The following is a 14,063-nucleotide window of genomic DNA, read 5'->3' on the forward strand; positions in this document are numbered from 1 at the left end:
AACGAATCATAACCATACACAACTCGAGTTGCGTATGGTTATGAGGTGTCTTATTTACGAACCATAAATCTGTTCTTTACAAGCTTCTTTCATCTCTGGAAACCCTTCCCCTAATCCTAAACTTCCAACAGTAAAATCATTATCGATTCCAGCTGAGAACCTAGCTTCACCACCATTGACCGTTCCATCTACATTTAGTCCACCCATTTCGCTTTGATAAACTTTAGTGACCTCAACGGATTCAATCTCTTCATAATTATTCGTGATAAATTTCTCAATAGAAGCCTTTGCTTTTTTCTGTGTTTCGTCGTCATAATCCTCGCTCTGCGTATGGAAGCTACAAGCAGCTAACAGGAGAAGAACGACAAGGGGAAACGTTTTTAATGTAGAAATAGTACCATCTCCTAACCTTTAGCGCGAATATGGAGCAAGCGCATTGAATGTGAGAAACAATTAATCGTCACATAATCTCTCCAAACATTCTTCTTTCTTTTCAGGAAACTGTTCACTTTGAATCGCTACCCCAGCTACCATCAGATCAGTGTCCAGGCTTACAGAAAAAGCTTCACCGTTTGCTTTACCATCCACGGTCATAATCCCCATTTCTGCTTCATAGGGCTCGGTTACTGTAAGGGTTTCGATGTTAGCGTAATTGTTTTCTATGTAACTCGTCACGTTTGCTTGTGCTTCTCTCACTGTTGTTTCGCTGTATTCTTTCGTACTACAACCAACTAATAAAATGAGCGATACAATGGTGTAAATACGGATGAATTTCATTTGAGCATCACCTCGAGATGAATCATTTTATGTATAAATTTCAATCGGCTAGCTTTATTCATTTTCTCGATTAACCTAAACAGTATAAAAGGGAAGAGAGTAGCCACATACTTCAAAAAGAAAGCCTACTTACACAGAAAAATCTGTGGCAACAGACTGAGAGAGCACTATCTTCATTACTTACTTACTTCATAGTCACAGGAGTGGTCTTTACATTCTTCTTTAGGCTCTGGAAAGTCTCCCCCATGCCAATGCTTCCAACTGTAAAATCATCATTCACTCCGATATTAAATGTAGCTTTTTTATTAACGGTGCCTTCAAGAACAAGTCTACCCATCGGTGCAGAAGGAGAATCTTTAAACTCTACGCTTTCGACATTTTGATAATTATTTATAATGTAACTTTCTACGCTGGCTTTCGCCTTTTCGATTGTTTCTTCGCTGTAGTTTTCGCTGTTAGAGTTCACACTGCAGCCTCCTAATAGTATAATAATGGAAAGTATTAAGATGAGTCGAGAATACAAAAAATCACCTCATTAGATATTTAGAGGGGAAAAATTGAGATAATGAGGAAGTAAAGAATTTTAGGTACTTCATATATGTTGGTTCAATCTTTAAGCAATATAGAAAAAGGCCTATTGATAAATATAACATTTACATCGAAAATCTATCATAAGTAAGTTTGATAAAAAAAAACCACCCAGAACCCAAGTGGTTTGTTATATTATTTTATAGTTAATTTGTAAAATAAAACAGTAATTAATAATCACAAGTTTCTTCTCTGCACTCTTCTTTAATCTCAGGAAACCCTTCCCCTAATCCGATACTACCTATCGAAAAATCATTTTCTATTCCAGCTGAAAAGTCAGATTCTCCATTGTTAATTGTACCGTCTACATTTAGACTGCCCATTTCACTTTGATATACATTGGTGAATTCTACAGAGTTAATATTCTCATAGTTGTTAACCAAGAAACTTTCTACAGATTCTTTTGCTTTTCTCTTAGTCTCATCATCATAGTTTTCACTTTGTGAGTTCACACTGCAACCTCCTAATAGTATAATAAATATAATTGGTAAAAATAACAATTTATTGATATAAAGTCCCCCTCAGCCTCCGTATTAAAAAAGGAGAGATATGATGATTAATGACAAAACTGCAAGTAACATTTCTGTAAGAACATACGATGAAGTTAAGACTGAAATTCGAGTAAAACTAGTTGATAATAAATTTGAAATTTGGAAAAAAATCGATACTATCGAAAATAAAGAAACTGGCTTATTGGGATATGTACTAAGAAATTCTAATACTGATGAAATTGTCATCAGTTTTCGCGGTACAGAAATGCCAAAATCAGTCACTACTAAAGTCGAAACAAAGTATTTCGGTTCTCCTTCCCAAGACGCGATGTTAGCGACCGGTGAAGCAAGTATCGAAAATGGAAATCTCGTATATGAGAAAAATACGATCAGTAAAGCTGAATTTGCTGAATCAAATAAAGATATCAACGAAGACATAGAAGGCATCGTTTTAGGCAATTCCAATTATACCAAAAAGAGGTATGGGACAACAGCCTATTTAGGAACCGCTTCTCAGGATGCGAGTCTAGCAAGTGGTCGAGCTGAACTAAATTCAAAGGCTGGCACGATTTCATATGTACATAAAAATCAATTTACTGAAGCGGAAGAAAAAGTGGATCACTATGTGGAGAAGTATGGAGCAAAAAATATTACTTTTGTCGGTCATTCACTTGGTGGGGGATTAGCGCAGTATTTTGCGGTCAATCACGATTCGAATGCCGTCACATTTGCTGCTGCAGATATTTATTCACTATTAACCCCTGAGCAACAGCAAAATGCCATTAATGGGGAGTATAAAGATAATGTCATCAGCTATACCTATCCAGATGATGTAGTTGGCACTTATTATGAGAAATCTGTTGGCTCCGTTTATTATATGAATGATCCAGAACAAGCGGGTATGCCAGGGGTAGCCATGCACGGGATTAAAAATTACTTAGATTCTAGTTTGTATGGCGACGAAGGTTACTTTGTCCCACAAGTGCTCTTCGACGAAAAACTTCAAAGTCAACTCAATCTATCCCCACTCGCACTGAAAAACAGCGGTGTCTCTGACTTCCATATCCAAATCCAAGAAAGCTTAATGGAAATGTATGTGCAAGAAATGAAGCAGAGCGAGGAGCAACTTGAAGCAACAAAACAGGCGTTGCTAGATTTCCTAGATGTATACATGAACACAATGCGCGATATGAAAAGCAAATACATGAATGCAGTAGGAAGCGGGCAATTTGATAAATTAAATGCATCAGAGGTGGAGAGTTACTTTCATGAATTTACGAAAGCGCCAGTTGATGGTGTACCGATGCTATTTGATATCCAGATGTTCGATAGCTTAATGGCATCACTTGGTGACACCCATCAGGATACGGAGGACATTGCTTACAACATGGAGCGAATGAGTCAAGACTTAATGCGAGCCGATCAATTACTAGCACAGTGGCTACGTTACGAATCTTAAAGAGAAGAGGTGAAGAAGTGGACTTTGATTTTGACTGGTGGAACGATTACTGGGAAAGGCAGCGGCAAAAAGATGCCTTAAGAACGCAGATCAAAAGTGATCTTGAAGCGGAAGCAAATCTATTAAACGCTCATTTAGAACATTGCTACGCGGTCGGATCGCTTAGTGAGCGACATAAAGCGATTCTTAACCAGATTGAGCATAACTTTGATGGTCAGGCGAATAAAGCGCTGGTGCAGCGGTTTGAAGAGAATGAGTTGAAGTTAATGAAGATGAAGATGATGTATGAAATGTTGCATGACAGTATAAAGGTAAGGTGAAGGACGTCTCATTAAAGGGAGGTCCTTTTGTTATGCCTATCGAAAGTAATAGGGGCAGACTTACGCTCAATCGCTTATTTCGACAGCATTCATCATTAAACGGGTGGTGACAGGCACCACTAAACAGGCACCATCATATTGGAGGGCTAACTTATGTCGATCAATGATCTCGTTGAAACGAATAATGATTTATCAGATGTAGAACCGATTCTCTATGTGAAGAATTGGATGACACCGGAACCTCTTTGCATCAAATCGGAACAGTCAATTCAGGAGGCTGGTGAATGGATGATCAGCCATAAATTAAATACATTACCGATTGTGGATGATGATCATCATTTTCTCGGAACGATCACACTGAGGCAAGTGCTATCTTATTTTCTACATGACAGCAGGGACGTAAAAGTAGGGCGAGATCTTTTTAAACGAAACTTCGCGGTGGTCCACCCTGAAGATTCAATCTTAGAGGTTTTTTCACTACCATACAATGAACTGCCTGTCCTTGATTCAAAAGGGAAATTGATTGGCTTGTTATCAAAAGGCGATATTACGGATGGGTTTTCGAAATACATTTCAAAGCTTAAGCAAAAACAGCATACAGCAGAGGCGTTGAACACCGTGCTCGAAAGTGCTTATGAAGGGATTGCTGTTGTAGATGAAAACGGAACGATTCAGGAGTTTAACGAAGCGTACAGCCGTTTTACTGGGATCGAGAAAGAAAATGCGATTGGACGACATGTGACTGAAGTAATTGATAATACAGAGCTTCACATGACCGTGCAAACAGGGCTAGCCGAGCGTGGTGTACTCCAAACAATCCAGGGCCATGAAATGGTCGTTCACCGCATTCCGATTGTGAAAAATGGCGCTGTGATCGGCGCCATCGGAATGCTTATCTTTGAAGGGATTTCGGAGATCTATAAAATTTATGAACGACTTAAAGAAACGGATGCAGAGGAGCCTGAACGAGGCACGAAACAAGTTGGAAAAAAGAAAGAGAATCACATAACGCTTGATCAAATTATTGGTGTAAGTGAAGAGATTAAAGCTACGAAACGACTTGCTAGAAGAGCAGCCAGAACAGCGGCGACCGTGCTCATTACCGGTGAAAGTGGCACGGGGAAAGAAATGTTTGCGAAAAGTATCCACCATCTAAGTCCTTTTGCGACAGGCCCCATGATTAGCGTGAACTGTGCGGCCATTCCTGAGCATTTGTTTGAATCAGAATTATTCGGATATGAAGAAGGCGCATTCTCAGGAGCCAAGAAAGGAGGAAAGCCCGGGAAATTTGAGCTGGCGAATAACGGTACGATTTTCTTGGACGAAATTGCAGAACTTCCGCTAAGTATGCAAACAAAACTGCTTCGTGTGCTCCAAGAAAAAGAAGCTGAGCGGGTTGGTGGCATCAAGAAATACCAAACCAATGTAAGAGTGATCGCGGCAACGAATCAACATCTAAAGGAGCTCGTCGAAAAAGGGACGTTTCGTGAAGATCTGTTTTATCGATTAAATATCATTCGCCTCCATGTCCCGGCTCTCCGGGAACGGAAGCAGGATATTCCAATTCTCCTGTCTTACTATGCGAAAGAGATTTGTGAGAAGTATCGCGTCCAAACAAAACGATTTACCCACGAAGCTTTATCTACTCTTACTCATTCAGAGTGGAAAGGGAATATTCGTGAACTAGTGAATACGATTGAACGTGTGGTTACGTTAATTGATGAGCCGATTATTGGGAAAGACCACCTCAATGGACTTTTTAACGTGAAGGCAGATCGTGCAAAACAAATTCCTGATGAAAAATCCCACAGCTTATTAGACGAAGCGAAACGAGTTGGGAAGGAACGAGAAAAGGAAACTATCGTTCAAGCGATAAAAGATGCAGGTGGCAATAAAACGAAAGCAGCAGAACGCCTGGGGATTCATCGGACCACGCTTTATCAAAAGTTAAAAAATCTCGACATCTCCTAAGTGAAGTGTAGGAGAATCACTACATAAAATCAACAACTGTAGTGTAGGTGCTACAATCAATAGCGCAAAAATGCTTGATGTAGCGCTTGTTAAACTTGGCACGGATCTTGCTTCTATAGATAAGTAAGTCAGAATGAAGGAGTGATAGCCAGGTGGAAACCTATGCCGTTTTTCGAACGCCGCAAACGATTTTATATGGTCGAGAGTCATTTAAACAAATTGGAGTGGAAGCTTCCATTCGTGGAGGTAAAGCACTCATTATAAGCGATCAGGTGATGTCTAGTCTCGGCTATGTGAGTGAATGTCAGGATTACTTGAAGGAAAAGGGGATTGAAAGTGAGGTTTATACAGGAGTAGAGTCAGAACCGACTGATCAGTATGTGGCAGAATCGTTAGCCCTTTTAAAAGAGAGTCAGTCTGATGTCGTGATCTCGCTTGGGGGTGGAAGCTGTATTGATACAGCAAAAGCGATCGTGGTTCTTGCCACAAACGGTGGTGACTTAGCCGATTACCGGCTTAACAAGAAAGTCGCTGAGCATACTCCAATTCCGCATATCGCAATCCCTACAACAGCAGGAACGGGCTCGGAAGCGACAGATGTGACGGTCATTACAAATACATCTAATGAGGTGAAAATGATGGTGAAGCAGCCAGCTTTCATGCCAGCTGTCGCGATTGTTGACCCATTATTATCGATCTCCTCACCACAGCATGTAACGGCTGCAACAGGCGTTGATGCGCTGAGTCATGCGATTGAATCGTATTTATCTAAGAGATCTCATCCGATGACGGATACATTTGCGCTATCAGCGATTCAGCTCATTGCCCATAATATTGAGAACGCTTACTTCAATGGTGACAACCTTGAAGCGAGAGAAGCGATGAGCTTAGCGGCGTTACAAGCAGGCATGTCGTTTACCAATGCATCCGTTTGTCTCGTTCACGGCATGTCGCGACCAATCGGAGCACTGTTCCATGTGCCACATGGCTATTCCAACGCGATGCTCTTACCTGCTGTTCTTGAATTTAGCAAGAGTGAATGTCAGAAGCGCCTTTCCGATATCGGACGCATTTTTCAACCGAGCAGTGCCACTCTTACTGATGAAGAAGCAGCTGAACAAGCGGTGGCTTCCGTTCAAGAACTTTGTCGCACATTAAACATTCCCAATTTGAAATCGTGGGGCATTGAGCAAGAAGCCTTTAACCGAGCCGTTTCTAAGATGGCGGCGGATGCGCTTGATAGTGGGAGTCCAAGCCATAACCCTCGCGTGCCTACTCAAGCCGAATTAGAAGAACTCTATCTCACTTGCTATGACTACCAATTTCGTAGCGAGCACAAGGTTCAATAACGCGCTTAGAGGGTACAAGGAGGGAAGAACATGCTAGGCATGCTTGGCTTAATTTTATCGTTAGGCCTCCTCATTTATTTGACAATGAAAGGGATCAACATCATCATAGCGGCGATTCTTTGCGCCGTGCTCGTTGCCCTTACTGGAGGACTAAATCTAGAAACAGCGTTAACCGATTATTACATGACGGGATTCACGTCTTACTTTGCTTCCTGGTTTCTCATATTCTTATTAGGAGCCATCTTTGGAAAAGTGATGCAGGAAACGAAAGCGGCAGATAGTATTGCGAATTGGATTAAGAATACGCTCGGTCCTTCTCGCTCTGTCTTTGCGGTCGTTGCGGCAGCAGCCATCATGACCTACGGCGGCGTTAGCTTATTCGTTGTCGGCTTCGCGGTTTACCCTATTGCCGTCTCTCTTTTTAAATTAGCGAACCTGCCACATCGCTTTATCCCTGCAGCGCTCGTCTTCGGCTCCATTTCCTTTACGATGACAGCTCCGGGATCACCAGAAATCCAGAACCTGATTCCAACCGAGTACTTTGGAACAAAACCAACGGCTGGTGGGTTCATCGGCATTCTCATTGCCATCTTGATCATGTTAACGGGTGGATGGTTGCTAGGAAAAATGGTGAAAAAAGCGGTGCGAAATGGGGAAGTTTTTTCATTGCCTAACGAGACTTCAAAAGCATCAAATGAAATCGCTGCAACAGCCGAATTGAAGCAGGTGTTGCCTGAGCCAGAACCAGAGCAAAAGCAGTTGCCGAATGTCATTTTAGCGATCTTGCCACTCGTCACGGTCATCGTCTCGTTAATTACGCTGTCCAATTTTATCTCATCAACCGGGGCCGCACTCATTTCGCTTGCTTCCGGTATCGTTTTAGCCTGTTTCATCATGCTTCCATATTTACAGGAATTCTGGAACCCGCTCGCAAAAGGAACGCATGATGCGTTAATAGCTGCTGCGAATACTTGCGCCGTAGTCGGCTTTGGTAGCGTGGCGGCACAGGTCGCGGCTTTTCAAACGGTTGTAGATGGTCTTGTGAATATTCCAGGTCCACCACTGATGGGACTTGCGATCGCAGTTACACTTATTTGTGGGCTAACGGGCTCAGCCTCCGGTGGTCTTGGAATCGCACTCCCGATTTTATCCCCGATTTATTTAGGGATGGGGAACTTAGATCCTGGCGCGATGCACCGCATTTCAGCCCTTGCTTCAGGTGGACTTGATTCGCTCCCACATAACGGATATGTGGTGACCACGATCCGTGCGATTTGCGGTGAAACACATAAGCGTTCTTACGGACCGATCTTTTTACTTAGCGTTATTCTGCCGACGATCGCCTTGATCCTGGCAGTTATTTTATATTCGATTTTCTAAAAAGTGTACAAAAAGGAAGGGGACTTTAACATGGCAACGACAACAACAAACACGCTACAAAACTACATTAACGGTGAATGGGTAGACGCAAAAACCGATCAATTTCAATCTGTACCAAACCCAGCAACGGGTGAAGAACTCGCACAGGTACCGATCTCATCAAGAGAAGATCTTGATGAAGCAGTAAAAGTCGCAAAGGCAACCTTCAAAACGTGGAGCAAAACCCCCGTACCAAAGCGTGCTCGCATTCTGTTTAAATACCAGCAGCTCCTCGTCGACAACTGGGACGAGCTGGCACGATTGCTTACACAGGAAAATGGAAAAAGCTTTAAAGAAGCGCAGGGCGAGGTACAGCGCGGAATCGAGTGCGTGGAGTTCGCTGCCGGTGCGCCTTCCTTAATGATGGGGAAACAGCTTCCGGATATTGCGACAAATCTAGAATCCGGCATGTACCGCTATCCCGTCGGCGTCGTTGGTGGCATTACACCGTTTAACTTTCCGATGATGGTGCCGTGCTGGATGTTCCCGCTCGCCATCGCGATGGGGAATACATTCGTTCTTAAGCCATCAGAACGCACACCGCTACTCGCAAACCGATTAGCGGAACTATTCAAACAAGCGGGTCTTCCAGACGGAGTCCTTAATATCGTTCACGGTGCCCATGATGTCGTAAACGGCCTATTGGAGCACAGAGACGTGCCAGCGATTTCCTTCGTCGGCTCACAGCCTGTCGCAGAATATGTGTATAAAACAGGTGCAGCGAACGGCAAACGCGTTCAAGCCCTAGCCGGTGCGAAAAACCATTCCATCGTCATGGCAGACGCGGATCTTGATGCAGCGGTGAAAGAAATCATTGCCGCTTCCTACGGATCAGCAGGAGAGCGATGCATGGCGTGCTCGGTCGTTGTCGCAGTAGACGATGTCGTCGAACCATTGCTTCAAAAGCTGAACGAAAAAGCGGATGAAATTAAAATCGGAAACGGACTGGACGACGATGTGTTCCTAGGACCCGTCATCCGGAAAGAACACAAAGAAAGAACGGAAAGCTACATTCAAAAAGGACAAGAAGAAGGCGCGACGCTTGTCCGTGACGGAAGAAACGATGAAGCCTACAACGACAAAGGCTACTTCATTGGACCAACGATCTTTGATCACGTGAACACGTCCATGCAAATCTGGAAGGACGAAATCTTCGCTCCCGTCCTATCGATTGTACGAGTGAAAAACCTAGAAGAAGCAATCGAGCTCACCAATGAATCCGACTTCGGAAACGGCGCCTGCCTCTTCACCCAAAGCGGCAGCAACGTCCGCTACTTCAGAGAAAACATCGAAGTCGGCATGCTCGGGGTGAATATCGGAGTTCCAGCACCGATGGCGTTCTTCCCATTCTCAGGGTGGAAAAACTCCTTCTACGGCGATCTTCATGCGAATGGATCGGATGGCGTGGAGTTTTATACGAGACGGAAGATGTTGACGGCTAGGTGGTAGGGAAGAGAAAAATAGAATAGGATAGATAGTTTAATGGAAAGGCATAGAGAAGGGGAACTTCTCTATGCCTTTTTAGTAGTGTGCCCGGAATGCGCACACGCTTTAAGGTTCAAGTCCAGAACGTTGGTTGGTGGCTCGGTGGTGACAGGCACCCGCGAACTCTGTCGAATCACTTAGTGGGTGACACAAAGCGATTCTTAACCAGATTGAACATAACCTTACAGTATAAAGGTAAGGTGAAGGACGTCTCGGAATCGGGAGGTCCTATTATTTTTGAATTTTGTAAGTTAGTAGAGTAAGAGGTGTAGGGTACACACAGTGAATAGATAGGTTGTATGGAGACAAACTTCTATAGGTGCAATTGAATGGAGAGCCGATAGCTTATTGTCATTTAACACGCTCAACTTGGTTTTGAAGCGTTGAAGAAGGAAAGATAGAGAGGCTAACTTCTGAAAGACGGAGGTTAGCTTTTTATGTATCATTTGTGGAAAGGGTATTGATCAAGCTAAATAAATTTAATTCAAATGAACGATTTCTAAGAGGACAGCGTCATATAGGTGCAGGTAAAGGAGAGGGTTGTATGGAACGCGAGGAGGAGATTCAATTAATTCAGCAGGCACAAGCTGGAAACGATGATGCGTTCACTCAGCTTTTTCAGTGCTATTATGCTTTCCTCTATAAGTATCTTTTAAAGCTAACCTTAAATGAAGAGAACAGCGTGGATCTTGCTCAGGAAACCATGATGAAGTGTTACGTCAAACTTTCTTCTTATAAAGGAGAAGGGAAGTTCTCGACGTGGATGATTTCGATCGCTTCTAGGCTGTACATTGACATGCTTCGGAAAGAAAAACGAGAAAAGAAATGGGTGGATGAAGAGAAGCGTACCTTATCGCGAAAGTTAGCGTGGGAATCGAGTACAAAAGGAATGAATTGGAGCGATCTTTTCACAGATTTTAATACGTTAGACTCCACGCTCAGAGTTCCGATCTTGTTACGGCATTATTATGGCTACTCGTATGATGAAATTGGGAAAATGCTCGGGATACGCTCAGGAACAGTGAAATCCAGGGTGCATACTGGTTTACGGAAGTTACGAAAGGAGTTGGATACGCCGTGAATGACAAGGAAGAAGAAAAGATTGTGCAACACCTTAAACAGGATTGGCAGCATATCGATGATCTTGGAAAAGGTTCACTTTCTCAGCTTGATATGGAGAAACAACTAGTCCTGTTTCAACAAAAAAAGAAAAAAGCGTTTTACATCGAAAGTACGCTCTTCTTGTTAACAGCGGTCGTGATTTTAACCGTGGTTATCGTAAGTCTTTTTGAAGCTCCACTTTTCTTTCTATACTTCCAGATCGTTGCAACTCTGATTGCTCCTTTTGCTGTCTATTTCACTTATAAGAAAGTGAATAAGAAAGGAATGTTTGATTATGACAAATCTTGAGCTCTACGTCTTTGTTCCGATTCTTATTCTCTTGTTACTCACGCAAAGCATGCTTCTCTTTGTAGATGCAAAGAAAAAAGGGAGTTACCCGTGGCTATGGGGGATCTGGGGATTGATTCAATTACCGATGCCGACCTTATTTTACTTGCTGTTCGTCGTTTGGCCATATAAACGAAGGCTAAAAGGGAAGAGGTGAAAAAAATGGACATCTTGAACGATATAAATTGGGCGTTAGTGGCGCCATTGCTGATCTTGCAAGCGATCTTAACCATTTCAGCGCTTGTTAGTTGTATCAAACAAAAGGAAACAAACGGACCAAAGTGGATGTGGATCCTTCTTATTCTCTTTGTGAATCTCTTTGGGGCAATCCTTTACTTTGTGATCGGACGTAAAAACAGTTAGGCGGTGAATATCATGCTAGTTAAAATCGACAATCTATCGAAACAGTTTAAAGGTAAAAAAGCTGTCTCGAATCTCTCCTTCACCATTCAAGAGGGAAGCTGCATGGCCCTATTAGGTCCTAATGGAGCGGGTAAAACAACGACGCTGCAAATGTTAGCGCGAATGCTCACACCTGACTCAGGATCCATTCAATTTAAGGGGTATCCGAATAAAGACTACCGGCCATTGATTGGCTTCTTGCCTCAGCATCCGTCCTTTTTTAATTGGATGACAGCCAAAGAATTTCTTTCTTTCGCCGGTAAGCTATCGTCGATACCAAAGGCAGAGCTTCATGATCGCGTAGTGGAGGTGCTAGCGTTCGTCAGCTTAGAAGAGGCGATGACTACAAAAATCGGTGGCTTTTCAGGTGGAATGAAACAGCGCCTCGGGTTAGCGCAGGCCTTGCTTCACAAACCGAAGCTTCTCATTCTAGACGAACCGGTATCTGCGCTCGATCCAAAAGGAAGACGAGACTTTTTACAACTGATCGAAGTACTGAAACAGAACATGACGGTTTTATTTTCGACCCATATCTTACACGATGCCCAGCAAATTTGCGATGAAGTTCTTATTCTGCAAGATGGCTGTTTAAAGTGGAAAGGGTCATTACCTTCCTTACGTAAAGAATTTGATCTATTGCCGATTAAATTACAAACCGAAGAACCGATGAATGGAATCATCGAACAGCTTGAGATCATCGAAGCTTATGAATACATGGATCCTAAAACTGTGAAAGTAAGACTTCCTGAGCATGTTCACCCAAATGAGCTGTTACAGGAGCTCATTAACCGGAATAAAGCAGTAACTCACTTTGAAATGATGCATGATTCATTAGAAGATGCTTATATGAAGGTTGTGAGACAATGAATCGGTTTCTAACGCTATTACACAAAGAAATCACTGAACTGATGCGGAATGGTAAGTTGATTTGGCTCCCGGTTGTGCTGATGATCATCGGTATCTCCCAACCTCTAACAAGTTACTATATGCCACAAATTCTCGATATGGCCGGTAATCTACCAGAAGGAGCTAGTATCTCGATCCCCACACCTACGGGTGAAGAAGTATTGAGCGGCGCCCTCTCTCAATATGGCACGATCGGTACCCTGCTGTTCGTTCTCGCAACCATGAATGTGATCGCTCAGGAACGACAAAACGGTTCCATTACGCTTGTTATGGTGCGCCCCGTTAACGAGTGGCAATACTTAGGCAGTAAGACTGTTGCCCAGCTTGCCCTCTTGCTCTTATCACTTCTATTAAGTTACTGCCTCACATGGTATTATACGAATTTATTATTTACTTCAGTAGACTGGAAGCTCATGATGAGTAGCCTCGTCATTTACTCCTTTTGGGTTCTCTTTGTCGTCGCAGTTACTATTTTTGTCGGAACAATCCTCCAGCATAATGGCGGAATAGCGGGCGTCAGTATTCTCTTCCTCTCGCTGCTCAGCCTGCTAACGTCATTACTTCCGAAATTCATTGAATGGAGCCCAGGGAATATACGGGGAGAAGCGATGAAGGTTTTAGTCGAGCAACAATGGACCCAATCAACATGGGTCGTCATCGGTAGCACGACAATCTTATCGCTCTTACTGTTTATTGCAGGTGTTATGGTGCTGAAGAGGTATAAACATTATTAATAGCGGGTGACAGGCACCCGCGAATTCCCTACGACTAACGTATAAAAGATCCAAGCGGCGTCAATAATGAAACGACTTAATACGATTGAGGTGGGTTTTATGTATTTATTATTCGTGATGGTCGTTTGGATCTTTTTTGCTTATAAATTTATCGACTGGTCACAGTGGAGAAAGCAGTATGCTACCATTCTCTTTTTCATAGTGGTGAATCTTACATATAATTTCCTCTATTTCAATCACACACTGTGGGCGTTCAGAGGGGTTACAGCCGAATGGATCAATCATTCGATCATTAACATGGCCTTCACTTTTTTTATCTGTCCCGTCGGTCTCATCATCTACCTGCAACGCTTTCCGAAGAAAAGGATCAATCAATTCAGTTACATCGCTATATGGGCTGGATTCTACACGGTGCTTGAGACGATCTTCGCCTATAAAGGATTGTACGTCTATGATAACGGTTGGAACGGGTGGTTAAACATTCCCTTAAATATCATCCTGTTCTTGATGATTTATATTCATTATCGAAGTCCGGTGAAAGCACTCATCATCTCCATTCCTCTCGCCATCCTTTTCTATTTATTCTTCCCCGTCCCATTGGACAGTCTAAAATAATAAAGGAGTGGAGCAGTCATTATGATGATTCGTGATGTTCTATCAGTACCCGTCTTTTTGATATTGGCGATGATAGCGTATGGTGCCATGTGGATTTA

Annotated in this window: 17 protein-coding genes; 13 read left to right on the forward strand and 4 right to left on the reverse strand. The window is 42.9% G+C overall.

The window, feature by feature from the left end:
* Positions 1-54 precede the first annotated feature (54 nt).
* The 4 genes from AC0VYH_RS06355 to AC0VYH_RS06370 all read right to left on the reverse strand — a co-directional run bounded on the left by AC0VYH_RS06355 (position 55) and on the right by AC0VYH_RS06370 (position 1,817).
* Positions 55-207: a hypothetical protein gene (locus AC0VYH_RS06355; protein WP_475366909.1), complete on the reverse strand. Its 153-nt coding sequence runs from the start codon at positions 205-207 to the stop codon at positions 55-57.
* A gap of 246 nt (positions 208-453) precedes the next feature.
* Positions 454-777, reverse strand: coding sequence for a hypothetical protein (locus AC0VYH_RS06360; RefSeq protein ID WP_475366910.1), 324 nt, complete (start codon positions 775-777; stop codon positions 454-456).
* 184 nt (positions 778-961) lie between these two features.
* Positions 962-1,243, reverse strand: coding sequence for a DUF1433 domain-containing protein (locus AC0VYH_RS06365; RefSeq protein WP_475373466.1), 282 nt, complete (start codon positions 1,241-1,243; stop codon positions 962-964).
* A 292-nt stretch (positions 1,244-1,535) separates the two neighbouring features.
* Positions 1,536-1,817 carry a DUF1433 domain-containing protein gene (locus tag AC0VYH_RS06370; protein ID WP_194220746.1) on the reverse strand — a complete coding sequence of 94 codons (282 nt, stop codon included), beginning with the start codon at positions 1,815-1,817 and terminating at the stop codon, positions 1,536-1,538.
* 100 nt (positions 1,818-1,917) lie between these two features.
* On the opposite strand from AC0VYH_RS06370, the gene AC0VYH_RS06375 reads away from it, so the two are divergent.
* The 13 genes from AC0VYH_RS06375 to AC0VYH_RS06435 all read left to right on the forward strand — a co-directional run bounded on the left by AC0VYH_RS06375 (position 1,918) and on the right by AC0VYH_RS06435 (position 13,965).
* Positions 1,918-3,315 carry a YqiA/YcfP family alpha/beta fold hydrolase gene (locus AC0VYH_RS06375; protein WP_475373467.1) on the forward strand — a complete coding sequence of 466 codons (1,398 nt, stop codon included), beginning with the start codon at positions 1,918-1,920 and terminating at the stop codon, positions 3,313-3,315.
* A 17-nt stretch (positions 3,316-3,332) separates the two neighbouring features.
* Positions 3,333-3,635 carry a hypothetical protein gene (locus AC0VYH_RS06380; RefSeq protein ID WP_475373468.1) on the forward strand — a complete coding sequence of 101 codons (303 nt, stop codon included), beginning with the start codon at positions 3,333-3,335 and terminating at the stop codon, positions 3,633-3,635.
* 153 nt (positions 3,636-3,788) lie between these two features.
* A complete protein-coding gene (locus AC0VYH_RS06385; protein WP_475373469.1) occupies positions 3,789-5,606 on the forward strand; it encodes a sigma 54-interacting transcriptional regulator in 1,818 nt (605 codons plus the stop codon).
* Positions 5,607-5,758: 152 nt separating this feature from the next.
* On the forward strand, positions 5,759-6,955 hold the full coding sequence (locus AC0VYH_RS06390) for an iron-containing alcohol dehydrogenase (protein WP_475373470.1): 1,197 nt from the start codon (positions 5,759-5,761) through the stop codon (positions 6,953-6,955).
* Between the two features lie 30 nt (positions 6,956-6,985).
* Positions 6,986-8,335: a GntP family permease gene (locus AC0VYH_RS06395; RefSeq protein WP_475373471.1), complete on the forward strand. Its 1,350-nt coding sequence runs from the start codon at positions 6,986-6,988 to the stop codon at positions 8,333-8,335.
* A gap of 30 nt (positions 8,336-8,365) precedes the next feature.
* A complete protein-coding gene (locus tag AC0VYH_RS06400; RefSeq protein ID WP_430245032.1) occupies positions 8,366-9,823 on the forward strand; it encodes a CoA-acylating methylmalonate-semialdehyde dehydrogenase in 1,458 nt (485 codons plus the stop codon).
* Between the two features lie 580 nt (positions 9,824-10,403).
* The gene (sigY, locus tag AC0VYH_RS06405; RefSeq protein ID WP_475373472.1) at positions 10,404-10,940 is read left to right on the forward strand and encodes an RNA polymerase sigma factor SigY; all 537 of its coding nucleotides are present in this window, start codon (positions 10,404-10,406) and stop codon (positions 10,938-10,940) included.
* The gene (locus tag AC0VYH_RS06410) at positions 10,937-11,269 is read left to right on the forward strand and encodes a YxlC family protein (protein ID WP_430245027.1); all 333 of its coding nucleotides are present in this window, start codon (positions 10,937-10,939) and stop codon (positions 11,267-11,269) included. The genes sigY and AC0VYH_RS06410 overlap by 4 nt, the downstream gene beginning before the upstream one ends.
* A complete protein-coding gene (locus tag AC0VYH_RS06415) occupies positions 11,256-11,465 on the forward strand; it encodes a transcriptional regulator (RefSeq protein WP_159781743.1) in 210 nt (69 codons plus the stop codon). The genes AC0VYH_RS06410 and AC0VYH_RS06415 overlap by 14 nt, the downstream gene beginning before the upstream one ends.
* A 5-nt stretch (positions 11,466-11,470) precedes the next feature.
* The gene (locus tag AC0VYH_RS06420; RefSeq protein WP_194220751.1) at positions 11,471-11,671 is read left to right on the forward strand and encodes a PLD nuclease N-terminal domain-containing protein; all 201 of its coding nucleotides are present in this window, start codon (positions 11,471-11,473) and stop codon (positions 11,669-11,671) included.
* A gap of 12 nt (positions 11,672-11,683) precedes the next feature.
* Positions 11,684-12,577 carry an ABC transporter ATP-binding protein gene (locus AC0VYH_RS06425; protein ID WP_475373473.1) on the forward strand — a complete coding sequence of 298 codons (894 nt, stop codon included), beginning with the start codon at positions 11,684-11,686 and terminating at the stop codon, positions 12,575-12,577.
* Positions 12,574-13,350, forward strand: coding sequence for an ABC transporter permease subunit (locus tag AC0VYH_RS06430; RefSeq protein WP_475373474.1), 777 nt, complete (start codon positions 12,574-12,576; stop codon positions 13,348-13,350). The genes AC0VYH_RS06425 and AC0VYH_RS06430 overlap by 4 nt, the downstream gene beginning before the upstream one ends.
* Positions 13,351-13,449: 99 nt before the next feature.
* Positions 13,450-13,965 carry a CBO0543 family protein gene (locus AC0VYH_RS06435; RefSeq protein WP_475366917.1) on the forward strand — a complete coding sequence of 172 codons (516 nt, stop codon included), beginning with the start codon at positions 13,450-13,452 and terminating at the stop codon, positions 13,963-13,965.
* The last annotated feature ends 98 nt before the right edge of the window (positions 13,966-14,063 follow it).

This window comes from Anaerobacillus sp. QJM3NY_32 (assembly GCF_056173645.1).